Source organism: Maribellus comscasis (assembly GCF_009762775.1).
GTDB classification, from domain to species: Bacteria; Bacteroidota; Bacteroidia; order Bacteroidales; family Prolixibacteraceae; genus Draconibacterium; species Draconibacterium comscasis.
The window spans coordinates 6,040,909-6,061,006 of the sequence record NZ_CP046401.1 but is presented as its reverse complement, the minus strand read 5'-3'; the positions used below and the strand labels follow the sequence as shown (position 1 = coordinate 6,061,006).

13 protein-coding genes are annotated in these 20,098 nt (G+C 39.3%); 5 read left to right on the top strand and 8 right to left on the bottom strand.

Annotation, left to right across the window (positions count from 1 at the left end; genetic code table 11):
* Window positions 1-6: 6 nt before the first annotated feature.
* Entirely contained in the window at window positions 7-2,631 is a 2,625-nt protein-coding gene (locus GM418_RS24525; RefSeq protein WP_158869841.1) for a glycoside hydrolase family 2 protein, read from the bottom strand.
* Between the two features lie 246 nt (window positions 2,632-2,877).
* On the opposite strand from GM418_RS24525, the gene GM418_RS24520 reads away from it, so the two are divergent.
* The 5 genes from GM418_RS24520 to GM418_RS24500 all read left to right on the top strand — a co-directional run bounded on the left by GM418_RS24520 (window position 2,878) and on the right by GM418_RS24500 (window position 12,454).
* Window positions 2,878-5,769: a sugar-binding domain-containing protein gene (locus tag GM418_RS24520; protein WP_217447590.1), complete on the top strand. Its 2,892-nt coding sequence runs from the start codon at window positions 2,878-2,880 to the stop codon at window positions 5,767-5,769.
* A gap of 137 nt (window positions 5,770-5,906) precedes the next feature.
* Window positions 5,907-6,335 (top strand): DUF6769 family protein, encoded by a 429-nt coding sequence (locus GM418_RS24515; RefSeq protein WP_158869839.1) that lies wholly within the window; start codon window positions 5,907-5,909, stop codon window positions 6,333-6,335.
* 130 nt (window positions 6,336-6,465) lie between these two features.
* Complete coding sequence (locus GM418_RS24510; RefSeq protein WP_158869837.1) at window positions 6,466-8,166, top strand: efflux RND transporter periplasmic adaptor subunit; 1,701 nt, start codon at window positions 6,466-6,468, stop codon at window positions 8,164-8,166.
* Window positions 8,167-8,177: 11 nt separating this feature from the next.
* Window positions 8,178-11,279: an efflux RND transporter permease subunit gene (locus GM418_RS24505; protein WP_158869835.1), complete on the top strand. Its 3,102-nt coding sequence runs from the start codon at window positions 8,178-8,180 to the stop codon at window positions 11,277-11,279.
* Window positions 11,276-12,454, top strand: a complete 1,179-nt coding sequence (locus GM418_RS24500) for a TolC family protein (protein ID WP_158869833.1) — start codon at window positions 11,276-11,278, stop codon at window positions 12,452-12,454. The genes GM418_RS24505 and GM418_RS24500 overlap by 4 nt, the downstream gene beginning before the upstream one ends.
* A gap of 56 nt (window positions 12,455-12,510) precedes the next feature.
* On the opposite strand, the gene GM418_RS24495 is transcribed toward GM418_RS24500, so the two are convergent.
* The 7 genes from GM418_RS24495 to GM418_RS24465 all read right to left on the bottom strand — a co-directional run bounded on the left by GM418_RS24495 (window position 12,511) and on the right by GM418_RS24465 (window position 20,098).
* A complete protein-coding gene (locus tag GM418_RS24495; RefSeq protein ID WP_158869831.1) occupies window positions 12,511-13,275 on the bottom strand; it encodes an SDR family oxidoreductase in 765 nt (254 codons plus the stop codon).
* Between the two features lie 100 nt (window positions 13,276-13,375).
* The gene (locus tag GM418_RS24490) at window positions 13,376-14,314 is read right to left on the bottom strand and encodes a helix-turn-helix domain-containing protein (protein ID WP_158869829.1); all 939 of its coding nucleotides are present in this window, start codon (window positions 14,312-14,314) and stop codon (window positions 13,376-13,378) included.
* Between the two features lie 120 nt (window positions 14,315-14,434).
* Window positions 14,435-15,841 (bottom strand): sulfatase-like hydrolase/transferase, encoded by a 1,407-nt coding sequence (locus GM418_RS24485; RefSeq protein ID WP_158869827.1) that lies wholly within the window; start codon window positions 15,839-15,841, stop codon window positions 14,435-14,437.
* 480 nt (window positions 15,842-16,321) lie between these two features.
* Window positions 16,322-17,557, bottom strand: coding sequence for a class 1 isoprenoid biosynthesis enzyme (locus tag GM418_RS24480; protein WP_158869825.1), 1,236 nt, complete (start codon window positions 17,555-17,557; stop codon window positions 16,322-16,324).
* A gap of 156 nt (window positions 17,558-17,713) precedes the next feature.
* Window positions 17,714-18,424 carry a YebC/PmpR family DNA-binding transcriptional regulator gene (locus GM418_RS24475; RefSeq protein ID WP_158869823.1) on the bottom strand — a complete coding sequence of 237 codons (711 nt, stop codon included), beginning with the start codon at window positions 18,422-18,424 and terminating at the stop codon, window positions 17,714-17,716.
* Between the two features lie 94 nt (window positions 18,425-18,518).
* The gene (locus tag GM418_RS24470; protein WP_158869821.1) at window positions 18,519-18,662 is read right to left on the bottom strand and encodes a hypothetical protein; all 144 of its coding nucleotides are present in this window, start codon (window positions 18,660-18,662) and stop codon (window positions 18,519-18,521) included.
* Between the two features lie 11 nt (window positions 18,663-18,673).
* On the bottom strand, window positions 18,674-20,098 hold the full coding sequence (locus GM418_RS24465) for a RapZ C-terminal domain-containing protein (protein ID WP_246222771.1): 1,425 nt from the start codon (window positions 20,096-20,098) through the stop codon (window positions 18,674-18,676).

Genomic DNA, 20,098 nt, shown 5'->3' with positions numbered 1-20,098 from the left:
AAACTTCTATAATTCTTTTGTTACAGCCGGGCCTTTCCAGGGTTCAAGAACCAGCTGCAAATCTTTATCTTTTAAATCGGCAGGCAAATCAGACAAATCCAACTCAACTTGTTTTTGCTCGCCCGAAAATAAAGTGAAATAATTATCGCTGAAGAAAACCGGCAATACGAGTTCTCCGGTTTGTTTATCTACTACTTTTAAACGCGAAAAGAAAGCAGTCTCTTTTTCTGTATTTTTGACCGTTAAAAGCAATTTGTCGTCCCTTTTTTCTCCTAATTGAATGTCAGGTTGAACCTCTTCCAGTTTTTGCAAATCCTGCATATCGTTTGGTGAATTGGTCAACCAATAAAAATTCTCATCCACTATTTCTCCTTTTTTATTTTTCAGATAGAAACGGGCAAAATATAATCCGGCAGGCTTTTTCGCCAAATCCAGTTTGCCTGCTATTTTATATGAGTTGGCAGAAACATCCAAATTTAACTGTTGTGTATTTACTTTCTCACCATGCAGATTATAAAGTTCTGCTTCTACGCTCAAGCCGCTTTCGGCAACCATAGTTTGGTTCATCACACAAATGGCAGAATCATTTAAATTTAACTGCACATGCAAAGGAGCTGCTCCGTGCTGATAGCCATAAAATCCACCGGTTTGTTCCAGAAATACATCATAAAACTGGCCACGGAGAGAAGTCCATGGGTTTTGATTTTTCCATACCAGCATTCCGGTATAAAAACTCCACATCCCCGCATTAAAACCTTCCTGCAACGCGCGGTACTGTTCGTAATTCACAACTTGCGCCTTTTTACAGAAATCGTCAATTCCGGCAATCTCGCCAAAACGTTCAATATGATCGCCGTAACCAATGTACTTGTGATATTGCCAAACATTGTTTCCACGGTCGTTTACCGGTGGCGTTAAATCTTTTTCATCCATCATTTTTCGCATGGCTTCCACATTGGGTACTCCCACCGAACCAAGTTCCGGATTAAACGGATACGAACGAGTTACAAAAAAACGCAACGGATTCTGAATTCCGTATGGGCCGTCACCGACTCCGCCAATGGTATTTCGTAAAATACTGTCTGAAGTTGAATAGCTCACATAAAAACGGGTAGGATCTACATCCGGGAATATTTCGTTGTGAAGTTTAAAATCGATATCTGCCGGTGGTGGGAACTCATTTCCCCCGCAATACAAATACAAACTTGGATGGTTACGTAACATTTTTACCTGATCGATAACCGAACTAAAAAACAAAGAATGGTCGTCGGGATACGACTGACGCCGCGCCTGCGATTCTTTCTTTTTCGGGTCGAACCAGCAACCGTTACAGTCGCCGGTAATCCACAAGTCCTGCCACACCAAAATTCCGTATTTATCACACGCATTATAAAATTCCGGGCGTTCGGTAATGGAACCTCCCCAAACACGAATCATATTCATATTCATTTGTGCGTGCATACGAACTTCTGCATCGTAGCGCTCCGGAGTGAGACGCAACAACAAATCGGAGGAAATCCAGTTTCCTCCTTTTATAAAAACTTTCCGGCCGTTCACCATAAAAACACGTCCTCCTACTTTTTTATCAAAATAAGTGCCGGTTTCGCGAATTCCAAAATCAACAGCTTCTTCATCGGAGACAACATTCGCCTGTTCAAATTTCAATTTCAGGTGCTCCATATTTTGCTCCCCTACTCCGTTGGGCCACCACAATTTGGGATTTTTTATTTTTATCTCAGGAAAAGATACCGTTTGTGTTTCTCCTTTTTTTAAGGTAACCGGCACCGACCATTTTTCATCTCCCAACGACGCTACAAGATTTCCTTCTTGCTCTTCTTCCGAACTATTCACAAGCTCAGCAGAAATATCCAAAAATGCCGGGTCTTGTTTTTCACCAGGCAAACGCTTTCCGGGAACTCTTGTTTTTACAAAAGGAGCACGAATATCGATATCGCCAGTAATTTCCAGGGAAACTTTATCCCAAATTCCTGTATTTCTGTCGCGAACCGCACAAACCCAGTCCCAGCCGGGAGTGTATTGTTGTGTTACCGAACGGGCAATTACACCATCGCCCCCTTGTCCGCCATTGGCTTTTCCCACCGGACTTGGCGGCTCAACCAACACGGCCAGATTATTTTTCCCTGACTCATTCAGAAAAGGAGTTATCAGATATTTTTCACGCAAAAACATTCCTTCATGTGTGTCAAAGCTCACCCGTTTTCCATTCAGAAAAACATTGGCAGAATAATTTATTCCCCTGAATTTTAACCACACCTGCTGCCCCGGTTTTAAGTCGGGAACTTCAAATTCTTTTTGAAACCAAAAAGTGTAATACTCCGGGCCGGTTTCATAAATATCGGGAATCAACTCGTTGTTCATTCCATAAAAAGGATCCGGAACTTTTTTGTTGTGCAACAAAGTGGTTAACGCTGTTCCGGGAACCACTGCATCCATCCAATCGAAAAACTGAAAATCGGGTGAAGAAATCACCGTTCCATCTACAGGCAATTCACTTGCCCGTTTGGCTTTCCACCCCTCATTTAAACCAATTTCACTCTTTTGTGCCTTTGTTTGCGCCACTGAAAACAAAAGCCAACAAAATGTCAGCCCAACCACTAAAAAATTCTTCATATTTATTTATCATTTCACGATTTTCCATTTTTAGTAAAAATAATTCTTTGTATCACGCAAACCATAAAGAAATCCGGTTAAAAAAAATATCTCACAGAGATTTAATGGTGTCTTTAAAAAAATACGTAACCATCTGTTTTTCTTTCGGCCTATTTTTAATCGAACAAAAATTTTAAATGTTCAACAAACACTCATTTTCATAAATAGTTCTATTTTTATACCAACAAATTGTAAAACAAATCAGCCATGCCAATAAAAACTTACTTCCGTATTTTTCTGCTTTTAGGAATTATTTTTCAATTTTCGTGTACCAGAAATGAATTTATTTCTACACGAGAAACCATTGATTTAAGTGGAACATGGCAATTTGCGATGGATTCTGCGCAGGTTGGAATAGAAAAAAACTGGTTCTCGGAACTATTAACTGAAACGGTTCAACTACCGGGAACAATGGATGAAAATGACAAAGGTATCCCAAATAAAAATTACGACGAAACCATGAGATTGTCGCGTGAAAAAATGTATGAAGGATGGGCATGGTACCAAAAGGAAATAACGATTAACGAAAGCTGGAAAAGTAAAGAAATTTTCTTGACGCTCGAACGGACAAAACCCGCAAAAATTTGGATCGACGGACAATTCACAGGCGAAAACGCTACGATTTTGTCTCCTCAAAAATACAATCTCACCCCTGCTCTTACGCCAGGGAAACATGTATTGACCATTCTGGTAAATAACGGAAATGGTTCAGTTCCGAACGGAATAAAAGGCTCCCACTCCTGGACAGAACACACACAAACCAATTGGAATGGAATAATTGGTGAAATAAAACTGGAAGCAACAGAAAAAAACTATATCAGTTTACTTGCTGTCACGCCCGAGCTAAAAACCAAAGAAGCAGTTGTGGCCCTTCGAATATTTTCAAATGAAGCAGAAAGTCAGAAGGTAAAAGTTAAATTAAGAGCAGCTTCCTGGAACACACAGGAAAATCATAATGTTCCTGCTAAAAGTTATGAGGTCAATCTGAGTCCGGGACAAAATCGGATAGTATTAAAATATCCGGCTGGAGATAAAATGCAGCTTTGGAGTGAGTTCTCCCCCGCTCTTTACAAACTTTCAGCAGAACTGATTACAGAAAATGGAACCGACAATTTGCAGGCAAATTTTGGATTTCGCAATTTTTCCACATCGGGAACTCAATTTACAATCAATGGAACAACAACATTCTTAAGAGGCGAACACAATGCTTGTGTTTTCCCATTAACAGCTCACCCTCCCATGGATGTGGAGAGTTGGATCGAATTATTTCAAATTGCAAAGTCATACGGAATAAACCATTATCGTTATCATTCATGGACACCACCTGACGCCGCTTTTGCTGCTGCGGATATTGAGGGAATTTACATGCAGCCGGAAACACCGTTTTGGGGGAGTTTACGTGAAAATGATCCGTCGGGATTAAATGAATTTCTGTTAAACGAAGGTGAAAAAATTATTGAAAGTTATGGAAACCACGCCTCATTTGTCATGTTTGCCCTGGGAAATGAACTCAGTGGAAGCCTTGACCAAATGCAAAAAATGGTAAACCAACTCCGGCCACTCGCCCCGGAGAAACTGTTTGCTTATGGTTCAAATAATTACCTTGGCACCAGGGGCCAGGTTGAAGGAGAAGATTTTTTAGTCACCTGCCGGGTAGGAGCTGATACCGATACAAGCTACAGCACACACACACGCGCCTCATTTTCGTTTGCCGATGCTTACGATGGCGGATACATTAACGGAAGATACCCCTCTACCGATTTGAACTACGCCGGGGCCATCAGTAAATGTTCAGTTCCGGTTATCGGACACGAAATTGCACAGTATCAGGTGTATCCTAATTTCGATGAAATAAAAAAATATACAGGTGTACTAAAACCATGGAACCTGGAAATATTCAAAAAACGTTTGGAAGCCGCCGGAATGGCTGATCAGGCAAAGGATTTTTTCCGGGCATCGGGTGCGCTGAGCGCTTTGGGCTACCGGGCTGATATTGAAATGGCCATTCGTACCCCCGGATTTGGCGGATTCCAACTGCTCGATCTACAAGATTTTTCTGGCCAGGGGACTGCACTTGTAGGGCTGCTCGATGCATTTATGGATAGCAAAGGACTTATCACTCCCGAAGAATTCTCGCATTTCTCTAATAAAGTTGTGCCCCTTTTAATTACAGAAAAATATTGCTGGACAAACGGTGAAAATTTCTCCGCAAAAATACAGGTGGCCAACTATTCTGAATCTGATTTGGAAAACCAGAAACTGACATGGCAAATTATAAATGCAGATGGTGAAATTGTAGGAAGTGGTTCTGACAACAAATCAGTCCCACAGGGCGAAGTATTCAATTTTACAGAGGTAAAACAACCTCTCTCTGAATTAAAAGCACCTCAAAAACTCACGCTGCAAATAGTACTCGAAGAAACATCTTACCAAAACACTTACCCCATTTGGGTATATCCGGAAAACAAAAATATAAGTGTTCCTTCAGAAATATATATCTCAGAAAATATAGATGCACAAACCATAAGTCAGTTAAATTCAGGAGAAAAAGTGCTGCTGTTCCCCAACCATAAAAAATATGCGGCCTTTTCGGTTGGAGGGCTATTTACAACCGATTACTGGAATTATAAAATGTTTAAGGGAATCTCGGAAAACAATAACAAACCGGTTTCTCCGGGAACAATGGGAATTTTAACCAACCCTGAACATCCCTTATTTACGTCTTTCCCAACAGAGTTTCACAGCAACTGGCAATGGTGGCCCATTGTCAAAAAAAGCCGGCCGTTTATCCTCGATAATGCTCCGGATGGCTACAAACCTTTGGTTCAGGTGATTGATAATATTGAACGTAACCATAAACTGGGTTTGGTGTTTGAGTTTGCAGTGGGTGAAGGAAAATTGCTAATTTGCATGTCGGATTTAAAAGCCATTCAGGATAAACCGGAAGCGCGGCAGTTTTATAAAAGTATTTTGGAGTATATGGATTCAGACGATTTTCAGCCTGAAACAAAATTAACAGAACAGGAACTGAAAACGCTGTTTACATCTGTGCCTGCGGAACACAACATCCAGACCATCGGGAATATTTCATATGAATAAAAAATAATTTCGCCAGTTGCTTCGGAAGGCATTGCCTGAAATGAAAAACCTGAAATGCTATTCATATTAACATATTGTTTAGTTAAAGAGTTCCGGTTAAAAAAAAATCTTTTTAACTTTGTCCGAAAGGTTTAAAAATGATTAAAAGGGCAACAGCAGTTTATCATGTTTTAGTCGTCAGTATTTTGTTACTGGCTCATGCAGTTGTTCCACATATTCATTTTGATGATGAAATTGTAATTACAGGTTCGGTTGAACACCGAAATATAGAGAACTGCAAACACAATCACCATAAACACAGCGAAGAAGACAGCAGCGAAGCTGATTTCTGCTTACTAAAACAAGTTTATCTTGCCCGTTCAAACGACACAGAATCAGGAGACGAACTTCAGCAATGGCTAAAAGATCAACACGACAGTTCGGATGTTTTGTTTGCCATTTTGTATTTTTCTAAAGATTATTTTTTTACACCTCCAACCCAACCACCAATATTTTTTCACCTTAACTCGTTTTATTCCTATCTCGGAAACGGAAGTATAAATTCGCGCGGCTCACCCCTGGCCTAAAATCTCATTTCCTTTATTCAGAGTTCCCTGATATTCAAAGTCGAATATCTGGTAATATCTAGATTTTATTAAAACCAACAACCTGTTTGATTTTTGAACAGGGCCATTATACATATACAAACGTTTGAGAATGAAAAAAAAGTTACTGATAGCTGTAGTTGCAGCTTTTTATTTAGCCGCCTGCAGCAACCAAAATTCCCATTCATCCGATTCAGAACACAAACATGAAGCGGAACACGTTCACACTCACGAAGGTGAGGACGAACACGAACATCACCACCATACAGGGGCGCACGAAGAGCATGCTCATAACCATGAGACAGAAGCCGAACACTTTCACGAAGAAAGCGAACACCAGGGGCATAACCACGAAGCGCCTGCTGACCGCGAAGAAGCAGTGAATGAAGTTGAACATGAACATGAGGAGTTAAAATCATACATCACCGCTTACAGCGACACTTATGAAGTATTTGCTGAAGCCGATCCTTTTGTTGCCGGAGAAGAGGCGGATGTACTTGTACACTTTACAAATCTTTCCGATTTCTCACCATTAAAATCAGAGAAAATTAATATGCAAATGCTTGTTAATGGGAAAACACAAAATAAAACACTTGACAATCCGGTAAAAAAAGGAATGTACAACTTTACGATTAAACCCGCAGCTTCGGGGAAGGGGCAACTTATTTTTGCAGTTGAAAACGGTTCAGAAAATAAAAAAATAGTAGCCGATATTACTGTTTTTAAAGACGACGCAGAAGCACACGAAACTATTGAAGCGACCGCACCCGATAAAACAAATGCCACAGTGTTCACAAAAAGCCAGTCGTGGAAAATTGATTTTGCTACTGCCTTCCCAAAGACCGAACCTTTTGGACAGGTTATAAAAACTACAGCGCAGGTCCAGTCGGCCCCTAACGATGCGCAGGTTCTTACTGCAAAAACGAGTGGTATTGTTGTATTTGGAAACACTTCGGTTTTGCCGGGAAACAAAGTTTCAAAAGGACAAAACCTGTTTTCAATTTCGGGCAATAGTTTTGCAGAAAATAACTCGGGCGTTAAATTTTTAGAGGCCAAAAGCAACTTCGAAAAAGCAAAACTCGACTATGAAAGAATTCAGGGATTGGCTGAAGATAAAATTGTAACCAAAGCGCGCCTTCTGGAAGCCAAAAACGATTTTGAAAATGCAGAAGCTATTTACACAAACCTAAGCAAAAATTTCAGCGCTCTCGGACAAACAGTAAAAAGTCCGATGAAAGGGTTTATTCAGCATTTGTATGTCCGGAATGGTGAATTTGTCGAAGCAGGACAAGCTATTGCAATAGTTTCGCAAAACAAAAATTTGATGCTTTACGCTGAAGTTCAGTCAAAATATGCGGGCGATCTAGTATTCCTTAATTCCGCAAATATCTCGACTGCCAATCAGCAAAAAATGTATTCTTTGGAAGAATTGAATGGCAAAATTGTTTCCTGGGGCAAATCGGCCAATCAAAGCAACTACCTCATTCCGGTAAATATTCAGATTGAAGACAACGGAGAATTTTATCCAGGCAATTTTGTAAAAATCTACTTAAAAACGACGTCAGATCAACAAGCGCTGACAATCCCAAGTTCATCACTTTTGGAAGAGCAAGGCATCTATTACGCTTATGTTCAATTAACACCGGAACTATTTGAAAAGCGCGAAATCAAAACCGGGACTTCCGACGGATTAAAAACATCCGTGTTGGCAGGATTAAATCCCGGCGAAAGAATTGTTACAAAAGGGGCAGTTGTTATTAAACTTTCGCAAGCCTCCGGCGCATTAGATCCACATGCAGGTCATGTTCACTAAAATCTGACACTATGCTGAATAATATTATAAAGTTTTCTTTAAAGAACAAATATTTCATTCTGTTTAGTTCTGTGGTATTGGTTATTTTCGGAACTTACACGGCTCAAAATATGGACGTAGATGTATTTCCAGATCTAACCGCACCAACAGTTGTGATAATGACCGATGTTCACGGGATGGCTTCAGAGGAAGTGGAACGACTGGTTACATTTCCTATTGAAACTGCTGTTAACGGCGCAAATGACGTTCGCAGAGTGCGTTCTTCCTCATCGCAGGGATTTTCATTTGTTTGGGTCGATTTTGACTGGGGAACAGATGTATATAAAGCCCGGCAAATTGTAAGTGAAAAACTGATTCAGGTAACAGCTCAAATGCCTGTTGGTGCCGGGCAGCCCATTTTAGCGCCACAATCGAGTGTAATGGGCGAAATATTTTTTATTGGGATGCAGGCCGACAGCACCAGCATGATGGATTTGCGAACCATTGCAGAATGGAATGTAAAACCACTTATTCTTGCAACCGGAGGCGTTTCTCAGGTTACAATAATTGGTGGAGACCTGAAACAATTCCAGGTGTTGGTCGATCCGCAAAAGATGGGATATTACAAGGTATCATTGGAAGAACTGGCTGGCATCTGTAAGGGAATCAGTCAAAACTCGATGGGCGGTATAGTTCGTCAGTACGGAAATGAGTATGTCATTCGGGGGATAGCCCGAACTTTTGACCTGGAAGAACTGGGAAATTCATTTATCAAAACACGAAACGGAAAACCGGTTCGAATTCGCGATGTGGCTGAGGTAAAAATTGGAAGCGCGGTAAAAATGGGCTATGCATCGCACAACAGCAAACCTGCAATTATTGTATCCGTGTCAAAACAGCCACACGTAAATACACTGGAAGTTACAGAGCTGATTGAAAGAAATTTGGAAGAACTAAAAAACACGCTTCCCCCTGATGTACATCTGGATACCAAAATTTTTCGGCAGGCAGATTTTATCAATACTTCGGTAAACAACGTACAAAATGCGTTGATCGAGGGGGCAATTTTTGTAATTGTTATTCTTTTTATTTTCCTTGGAAGTTTCAGAACTACTATCATCTCTTTACTTGCCATTCCCTTGTCATTACTTGGAGCAATTATTGTGATGAAAGCCTTTGGACTAAATATTAATACCATGAGTTTAGGCGGAATGACCATTGCAATTGGCTCACTGGTTGACGATGCCATTATCGATGTGGAAAACGTTTACAAGAGATTAAGACAAAACCACCAAAAACCGCTAAACGAAAGAGAGTCATATTTCACTGTTGTTTTTGAAGCGTCAAAAGAAATCCGATCTTCAATATTAAATGCGACAATAATTATTATGGTGGCATTTCTTCCACTATTTTTTCTTTCGGGAATGGAAGGAAGAATGCTAAAACCACTTGGAATTGCTTTTACTGTATCGCTTTTTGTTTCGCTCGTTGTTGCAATGACACTAACTCCTTTACTATCAAAAATGATTTTGGCCAACAACAAATACCTGGCTAAAAACGAAAAAGAGAAGTGGCTGGTACGGAAACTAAGCGATTTATATGAGCGCTCGCTTACTTGGACCCTGAAACATAAAACCCTGGCCATTTCGTCCACTCTTGCTGTATTTGTAGTTGCAATAATTGCCTTTTCAACTCTCGGAAGAAGCTTTTTACCGGAATTCAATGAAGGTTCACTCACTTTATCGGTAGTAAGTAAACCCGGAATTTCGCTGGAAGAAAGCAATCGAATTGGCAACCTGGCAGAAGATGAGTTACTTGCCATACCTGAAGTTTTAACCACAGCGCGCCGAACCGGACGCGGAGAGCTTGATGAACACTCACAAACCACCAACAGCGCTGAAATAGATGTAAACTTTCAACTGGAAAAACGAAGTCAGGAAGAATTTTTGGCAGATGTGCGAATGACGCTGGCATCTATTCCCGGAATTGCATTTACCGTGGGGCAACCACTGGGGCATCGAATTGATCATATGCTTTCCGGAACACGGGCCAATATTGCCATAAAACTGTTCGGAAACAATTTAAACCGCATGTTTACAATCGGAAATGAAATCAGGAACACCATCATTGGTATTGAAGGACTCGTTGACGTAAATGTTCAACAACAAGTAGAAATACCACAAATTCAAATCCGCCCCGACAGGGATTTGCTTGCAAACTACGGAATTACAATTGAACAGTTTAATAAGTTTGTTGACATTGCATTCGCCGGGGCAAAAATGGGAGACATTTTTGAAGGGCAACAAAGTTTTGACCTTATTTTGAGACTCAACAAAGATTACACTGAATCCATCGAAGGTATCAAAAATGCGCTGATTGGTACCTGGGACGGGAAAAAAGTACCACTGGAAGAAGTAGCTGAAATAAAATCGGCAAGCGGTCCCAGTTCTATCAGCCGCGAAAACGTGCAGCGAAAACTTGTGATTTCGGCAAATGTAGCAGGACGCGATCTTCGCAGCGTGGTAGAGGACATTCAAAAAAATATAAATGCAAACATAGAACTTCCTGAAGGTTATCGTGTTGAATATGGCGGGCAGTTTGAAAGTGAAGCCAAAGCTTCCCGAACGCTCTTGCTGGCGTCGGTAATTTCAATTCTACTGATTTATCTTCTTCTATTTCAGGAATTCAGAAACTTTAAACTGGCAGGAATTATTTTGCTAAATCTTCCTCTGGCACTCATTGGTGGTATTTTTGCTATTTATTTTACTTCGGGAGTTTTGAGTATTCCTGCGATTATTGGATTTATCACTTTGTTTGGAATTGCAACCAGAAACGGAATACTTTTGATATCAAACTACCAAAAACTGCAAAAACAAGGTTTCTCACTAGCTGAAACGGTAATTAAAGGTTCAAGCGACCGGTTAAATGCTATTTTAATGACTGCGTTAACCGCTGCACTTGCATTAATTCCTTTGGCAATGAGAGGCCATCTTTCAGGAAATGAAATTCAAAGCCCTATGGCAAAAGTAATTTTAGCTGGATTATTAACATCTACATTACTTAACGTCTACATCATTCCCATTGTATTTGTTCTTTTAAATGGTCGCGGAAACGTTAAAACAGAAGAAGCATGAAAAAACAACTATTCATAATTGTCGCCCTGTTAATGGTAAATTGGGGGCTTTTCGCTCAGCAAAAAATAGAAGACGTGCTACAGGCAGTAGAACAAAACAATACTACATTGGCAGCTTTAAGAAAAAATGCCGACGCAGAAAAACTAAACAACCGTTCGGGAATTTTCCTGGAAAATCCGGAAGTAGAATATCACTACTTGTGGGTGGAGCCGGATGCTGTTGGCAACAGAACGGATGTGAGCATTTCTCAATCTTTCGATTTCCCAACCGTCTATAAATTCAGAAACAATATTTCGAATATAAAAAACGAACAAGTAGAACTTCAATTCGATAAACAAAAAAAAGACGTTCTGCTGGAAACGAGACTTACATGCAATGAACTTATATATACTAACGCAATGCACGCTGAACTTGATAAAAGGAAATTGCTCGCAGATAGTATTTTTGTTGCTTACAAGCAAAGATTTGATGCCGGAGAAACCAATATTCTGGAATACAATAAATCGCGTTTGAATAAATTATCGGCTGAAAAAGAACTGGAAGCCGTTGAGATTGAACAAAAAGCACTTCTCATTAAACTCCAAGGATTAAATGGGGGAAAGCCGCTTGACTTCAGTTTAAAACAATTTCCAATTTTAAATATTCCTTCTGATTTTGAAAAGTGGTATTTGGTAGCCGAACAAAAAAATCCAATGTTAAGCTGGCTAAAAAAAGAAGTTCAAATACGAGAAAACAAAATAAAACTTTCAAAAGCAGAACAGTTGCCTAAAATAAATACAGGCTACATGAGCGAAAAAAGAGATGCAGCACATTTTCAGGGTTTTATTATCGGTGTTACCATTCCTTTGTGGGAAAACATAAATACTGTAAAACATGCAAAAGCGGAGGCAGAAGCTCTACAAAGCGTCACCAGAGATAACAAATTGCGGTTTTACAACCTTTTAAAAGCAACACATCAAAAATTTATACAATTACAAGAAAATGTAGTGGAATATAAAAGTGGAATGGAAGATGTAAACAATGCGTCATTTTTGGAGAAAGCTTTAAATCACGGAGAAATTGGATTGATTGATTATATTCTCGAACTTTCTGTTTACAATGAAAGTATCGATAAAATTTTGGAAATGGAAAAGAAATTGAATGACGCTTTTGCAGAATTAAATCAATACATGTAAAAAATAAGTCATGCCCCACTCCCGTTTGGGGCATGGCTAAAAACAGTTTTGAAAGATTAAAGATTCATTCCGCCTGAAACTTCAATTCGTTGAGCGTTAATCCAGCGCCCTTCTTCGGTGCATAAAAAGGCAACTACGCCACCTATATCTTCAGGCAGGCCAACACGGCCCAGAGCAGTTAATCCTGCAATGTGAGTATTTATATCTTTGTTGTCCCGCACCAAACCTCCGCCAAAATCAGTTTCAATGGCTCCGGGTGCAACTACATTTGCAGCAATTCCACGTGGTCCCAATTCTTTGGCCAGATACTTTGTTAGCACTTCAATCGCTCCTTTTGCTGAACTGTAAACAGCGTAACCCGGCATTGCAAAACGTGCAAGTCCCGATGAAATGGTAATGATACGTCCGCCGTCATTAATAAAAGGCAAAGATTTTTGTGTTAAAAAGAACACTCCTTTATAATGAATATTCGTCATTTCATCAAACTGTTCTTCTGTTGTTTCGGCAAATTGTGCGTATAAACCGGTTCCGGCATTGTTAATCAGAAAATCGAAATTTTTGCTTCCTGTTTCTTCATTTAGGTAGTTGGTTACCACGCTTAAAAACTCATCAAACTCCTTAACATTGGCGGTATCCAGTTGAAACGCTGCTGCTTTTTGCCCTAACGACCGAATTTCAGTAACTACCTCATCTGCTTTCTGTTTGCTACTTTTGTACGTTAGTACAACATCGATTCCCTTTTTAGCAAGGCTAAGAGCCATTTCTCTTCCCAGCCCGCGACTACCACCTGTAACCAGTGCAATCTTACTTTTTGTTTCCATTGTTTAATTTTTATGATTTGATAAATACAAAGTTCAGACAAAAAGGGGAACAGCGCTTTGCAAACTTCAATCTTTTATTTGCAAAATTCAAATATCAGTTTTATGATCGAAACGACAACGGAGCAACTGAAGTTTGCTTTTTGAAAAAGTTGGAAAAATGGGCTACCTCCTCAAAGCCCAAACTGTATGCAATTTCGGAAATATTCCAGTCGGTTTGTTTAAGTAAAATTTTTGCCTCCTGTAAAACCCTCCCGCTGATAAACTCAGTAGTTGTTTTACCTGTATTTTCTTTTAAAACTTTGTTAAGATGGTTAGAGTGAACCGCCAACCTTTCTGCGTATTCCTTTGCTGATCGCAGCATTAATTTCTGATTGGGCGATTCAATGGGAAACTGACGCTCCAGCAATTCAACAAACAGTGAAACAATACGCGCAGAGGCAGTCTGACTATTTCGCAAAGCACTGGCTGGTTGCAGCTTTTGACCATAATGAATAAGCTCTAAAACATAATTACGCAACAAATCGTACTTGTACTCATAATCCGAAACAATCTCCTTTTTAATCTTTTTGAAAATATAACTGAGCTCTTCCACCTCTTCATCAGTAATTTCAAAAACAGGGTAACCACCCGACTTAAAAATCGGCAGTTCGTCTAAAACTACACCGCTTTTATTTTTAATCAGAAACGCATCGGTAAAAACACAAAATGCACCCGATTGATTTTCATCTTGCGGAATCCAGTGATAAGGTACTTTGGGAGTAGCAAACAACAGGGCATTATTTTTTATTTCAATTACCTTATCTGCATATTCAGCCCGGTTTTTTCCCTTAATCAGGCTGATTTTATAATAGGCCCGGCGATTGTATGGCATTGTATTTTTCTGCTTAAACTCTCTAATAGTTTCAGAAATGTCAAAAACATTAAAATGTCCAATCTCCTTGCCGATACCCGGCGGTAAAAGTGTATCGATATCCTTACCTGTAAAATTTGCAGCTTCCTCGTAGAATTCATCAAGCGAAGTGTTTCCGATGTCTTTCATGATTACAACCTAGTTTGTAAAAATCAAAGATACAAAATAAGACCAAAATATCCTTTTTGAAATTTGCAAATCATACGACACCGAGCTGTTCTTCGGCTATCAAATTTCAAACAAGTTGGTTTATTCCTGTTCCAGTACCGGCATCGATTTGTACCAGGAAACTACTTTTTGAGTCATCGACTGTGTAAGCTCCGGATGCTCCTCAGCCATGTTTTTGGTTTCGCCCGGGTCGTTTACAATGTTGTAGAGTTCCGGCCGGCTCCCATCGTAATCGCACAATAGCTTCCAATCGTTTTCACGTACAGCCAAATCCGGAAGATTTTCAAAACCATAATAATTCTTCCTATCGGGTGGCCGGCTATAAAAAATTGGCGAAGAATGCGATTTTTTTTCTTCACCCAGAATGGTTGTTAGAAGATTCTCTCCGTCGAAATCGATATTTTCAGGAGCTTTTGCTCCGGCCAACTCAAGCAGCGATGGTGTAATGTCGATAGCAGAAAGAAGTGATTCTTTATTGCGTGTTCCTGCTGCATTGTTATCGATAAATCCGGGTCCCCAAACAAAAAACGAAGAACGGATACCGCCTTCATACAAATGTGTTTTATACCCTTTTAACTCACCTGCTCTGCCCGCTCCCAGTTCCGGACCATTATCGGAGCAAAACAAAATCAAAGTATTGTCGCGCAGTCTTTCGTTCAACTGGACATACTCAAACAATTTTCCAAACTGTTTGTCCATCGCTTCCAAAACTGCCAGGTACAGTCCTCGTTTCCCCGCTTCTTTGGCAACTCCGTATTCCTCATAAGGCGGCCAGTAAGGACTGTGCACATCATCGGGCCAGATGTTTACATAAAATGGTTTCTGTGTACTGTCGGCTTTTTCCATAAACTGAATGGCCGCATCAATAAAGCCTGTAGTTATTTCAGAGCGTTGCATCCAAGTAAATGGTTCTCCCAGTATTTCAGCGCCTTCCCAAATTCGCCCTACTTTCCCTGTTTCGTCTATTGTAAGTGGCAACAATTTTGCTCCCATTCCTTCAAAATTGGTCAGCGATTCATCAAAGCCATATTCGGTAATTTGCGGTGCATTGGTAACATCCCGCTGTCCTCCCATGTGCCATTTTCCAAAATGTCCGGTTGTATAACCAGCTTCATGAAGACTTCTTGCCAACATTGGCGCTGAAGGATCTAACCAATTTGCAATGCCGCGCTCCTGATTTAACTCACGACGTGCCAGATAAGAAGTGATATTCCAACGCTGCGGATAAGTACCGGTTGAAATGGCCACACGAGAAGGCGAGCATATAGGTGAATTAACGTAAAACTGTTCAAAGGCAATTCCTTCCGAAGCCAGCTTATCTATATTTGGTGTTTGTACATCGGTATTTCCAAAACATGATAAATCAGCCCACCCCATGTCATCAATAAAAATTAATATAATATTTGGCTTCTTCTCTATTTTAGTTTTTGAGCATCCCAAAGTGAAAAGAAAGAAAAGAGAGAACGACAGCAGCAGTATCTTATTCATAACAAATACATTTTATTTCCAATTTTATTGCTTTTTAATACGGCGTTTTTTGGTTTTCCCACAAACTTAGATCTAATTTTTCAGGATTAAAATATTTTCGGGATTTTAGACTCCAACTACAAATAATCCGTCCAACGCTCGCAATTTTTTTAAAAGGAAACTTTAAATCTCATCCACTTATTATTCTTTGCCTTCCTGCATTTTTAAGTAGCCTTGTTATATTTTTCTTTATCCGCTTTGTAGCCGCAAAGCCTGCAACGATACGAATCGATCGCTATTTCATTTGAAGAAAATTCATTTACAGGTATTTTCTTGAAATCGGTCTCAACAAATATTTTATCAGAACCACACCTCACACAACTTTCAACTCTTCCAAAAAACTTGATAATCAACTTTTTCTACTTTACAACTATTAGTTCCAAGCCATTAGAAATCCCTTATTAAGATGTGTACTCTTTTTTATTCGTTTCTGCTAAGAGTTTAAAACTGAACTGCCCGGCCAGGGACATTTTGCTCAAAATACTTCTTAAAAAAAGAAAATCGGCTTGACGTTGACTGACTTCTCTTTTTTCGAACAAAATCAAAACGCAAAGGCGATTGTTTTTCCAGTTTGGCCAAAAATTCGGCGGAATAATGTTGTTCATTCATTCCTACCGATTCAATTATCATGGTTTCAATACTGCGATTCATCAGTTTAATAAATGTCTCAATTTGGGAACCTTTAAAACAATACATTTCATCCAATGCTTTTCGTCCAAAGTGAATGGTTTTATTTACAAATTTATCCAGATCGTAATCATTCCGGCGAGAAAAAATGGTTCTGGTTTGCGCTTCAGCATCCTCTTTTACATCCTGAATATCATCAAGTAACTGAAGATAAACCCCATATCCAAACAAAGCCCGTTCTTCATTTTCGGTCAATCTGCCGGCCACCAGGTAACCATCGGCCAAAACAGAGGCTCCTCCCTTTTCAAAACATATTTTTTGAATCTCGTTATCTGAAATTTCTGTTGTTCCGTTAAGTTGTAAACTGTTGGTTTGTCCCTGTTGAATAGCGTACAAACTTTCAAAAACTTTTGGAAATTCAGTTCTTGGAAATTGTTTTTCAAACATTTCAACCAGCTTAAAAAGCTGCAACTCCGTAAAACTTTGCGCCAACACCACTTCCCCATGCAATCGCCGGTTAAAACGGACACTGAAATATTGCTTCTCTTCGGCAGAAATATTTGGATCGTCGAGCAAATTATCGCTGTACGGATAAATCATACTGTAACCAAAAACAGATGGAGTAATATCCACCGGGATATCCATCATCAGCTGAATTCCATTCATAATCCAAACATTTCGCATTCCCTGATAAATATTCTCGGGCGAAAGTTCCGGACCAAATTCACGGGCCTTGTAAAAAAAATCTCTGCTTACATTTTTAAATTTATCGGAAAGAATGATTTCCAGGTGTTCCTGGTCAAAATCAAAAACGGTTTGAAGAAACGATTTAAAAACCGGAAAAAATGTTTGGGAAGGATCACTCCTCCGCAATTCTTCCACTTTACGTTTTGATTTTAATCCGTTTATCTTTTGCTGAAAATCAGAAAAATGCTGTTCACGTATTTTCTGCTCATTTGACGAATATGTTTTTTCAAAAGCGGGGAAATCAACCGGGCTTTCATTCCAGATGTTTTCAAAATGACTGATATAATTTTTAACCGATAGCATAATAAATGTGGTTTAAGGTAAAAATAACCAATCAATACGAAAACCATTTATTTTTTAGATGAACGAAAGCAATTTAAGGGGCAAAAAAAGGTATTTGACAGGGAAACAAAAAAAGGGCTTTTAATGCCCTTTAAAAATATTGAATGTTTTTATCTTCTATGCGATATTTGTGTAAACAGCCTGAACATCATCATCTTCTTCCAGTTTATCAAGCATCTTTTCTATCTCTTCCAGTTGTTCTTCCGAGAATTCAACCGGATCGTTCGCAAAACGTTTCAGGTTGGCTTTTTTCACTTCTATATTTAAATTGTCAAGTGCATGTGCCATATCTCCAAAACTGGTATAATCGGCGTAGGTATAGTATTCCCCTTCGTTTTCCTCAATCTCTTCCAATCCGGCGTCAATCAATTCAAGTTCCAGTTCTTCCACATCCATACCTTCCGGTTTTTCAAACTCAAAAACTGCTTTTCTTGAAAACATAAATTCAAGCGACCCGGTTGGCACCAAACCTCCGCCAGCTTTGTTAAAATAACTTTTTACATTGGCAACCGTACGGGTTGTATTATCGGTGGCACATTCCACAAAAACCAAAACTCCGTGCGGACCTTTTCCCTCGTAGTTTACTTCTGAATAATTTGCCGCATCCTTTCCCGATGCTCTTTTTATCGCTGCATCGATGTTTGATTTTGGCATGTTTTGCGCCTTTGCATTTAAGATAGCTGTACGCAAAGTAGCATTCAAATCCGGGTCGGCCCCTCCTTCCTTGGCTGCAATGGTAATTTTTTTCGAGAGTTTAGGAAAAATTCTCGACATTTTGTCCCAGCGTTTCTCTTTCGCTGCCCGGCGATATTCAAATGCTCTTCCCATGTTTCAGATTTTATTATTGAAATTTTTCCGCGAAAATAAAAAACAGAAACGATAAAAACCAAAGTACAAATCACAAAATTCAAAAAAATAGCTCTTATTCTTTGTATGATTTAATTTTAATCTTCCCGGGTTTACATACTTTTTCTTCTTTTTTTACTTTGGCCCCGCATTTTTTACATTCGTATTTTGGATTTTCCTTGTCTTTAAAGTCTTTTATTTTACAGGCAACTTTCCCCATATCTATAACTGTTACTGTTGTTCACGGTGAATAAGAACAACGCTTACGGGGTAATTGTTTTGTATATATTCAGCTAGTTTTTCAGCGGAGTAAACCGAACGATGCTGGCCACCGGTACAGCCAAAATTTATTGACAAATGTGAAAAACCTCTTTCCAAATACACTTTCACCGTTTGATCAACCAAAGCCTTTACTGAATCAAGAAAAATATTGACTTCCGATTTCTCTTCCAAAAACTTTTGTACTTCCAAATCTTTGCCGGTAAGTTGTTTGTATTCCTGGTGGCGCCCCGGATTATTGATAGCTCTGCAGTCAAAAACAAAACCGCCACCATTGCCTGAAGGATCGGCAGGAATCCCTTTTTTATAGGAAAAACTTGTGATGCGAATCGTTAAATTACTTTTTATCTGCCCAATTTCTTTTAAAACCTCCGATTTTGTAAGCAACTTTAATACTTTGGTCAGCTCAGGAATTTCAACAGGTAAATCAAGGTCTTCCAGTAAAAATTCAAGGTTTTTTAATGCATAAGGAATACTTTTTAGAAAATGCTCTTTCTTTTCATAAAAACCCCGAAAACCATAAGCCCCCATCGCTTGCATGATACGAATCAAAACAAATCCCCGAAAATATGCCGTAAACTCCTTTTTATTCACAGGGAGATATTTCTGCAATTCTTCAAGGTAAAAGTCAAAAAGCTCTTTACGCACACTTTGCGGAATATCTGCTTTTCCGTCGTACAAAAGAGAAGCTAAATCATACTGCAGCGCGCCACGTCTTCCTCCCTGGTAATCGATAAAAAATACTTTACTATCTTTCAACATAACGTTACGCGACTGAAAATCACGATACAAAAAATAGTTTGAATCTGCGCTGAGCAAATATTCACTAAAAGTCTGAAAATCGTCTTCAAGAGCTTGTTCGTCAAAAGGAATTTGTGCCAGTTTCAAAAAATAGTACTTAAAATAATTCAAGTCCCACATCATACTCTGACTGTCGAAGGCAGCCCGCGGGTAACAAACTGAATAATCCAATTCTTTTCCGGCAACCACCTGCAGTTTGGGGAGAACCTTTAAAACCTTTTTATATTCGGAAATAATATTTTTTGAAAATCCTTCGGATTCACGGGTTTTACTTAAAAAATCAAATAGAGTGGTATCTCCCAAATCTCTGAGAAGATATTTCTTAAGATCGGAACTTACGGCATAAATTTCGGGAACCGGCAAATCCTTTGTCAAAAAATGATTTGTAAACGAAAGAAAGGCAGTGTTTTCCTTTACATCGGAGTTAAAAGCGCCGATTACTGTTCTGTTTTTATTTTGCAAACGGCAATATTCGCGATAGGAACCCGACGGCGGCAACATTTCAAAAGTTTCCACCTTTTCATTAAAGTGATGTTCAAAAAGTTGAATTATTTCGTTTTTATCTGATGTTTTCAA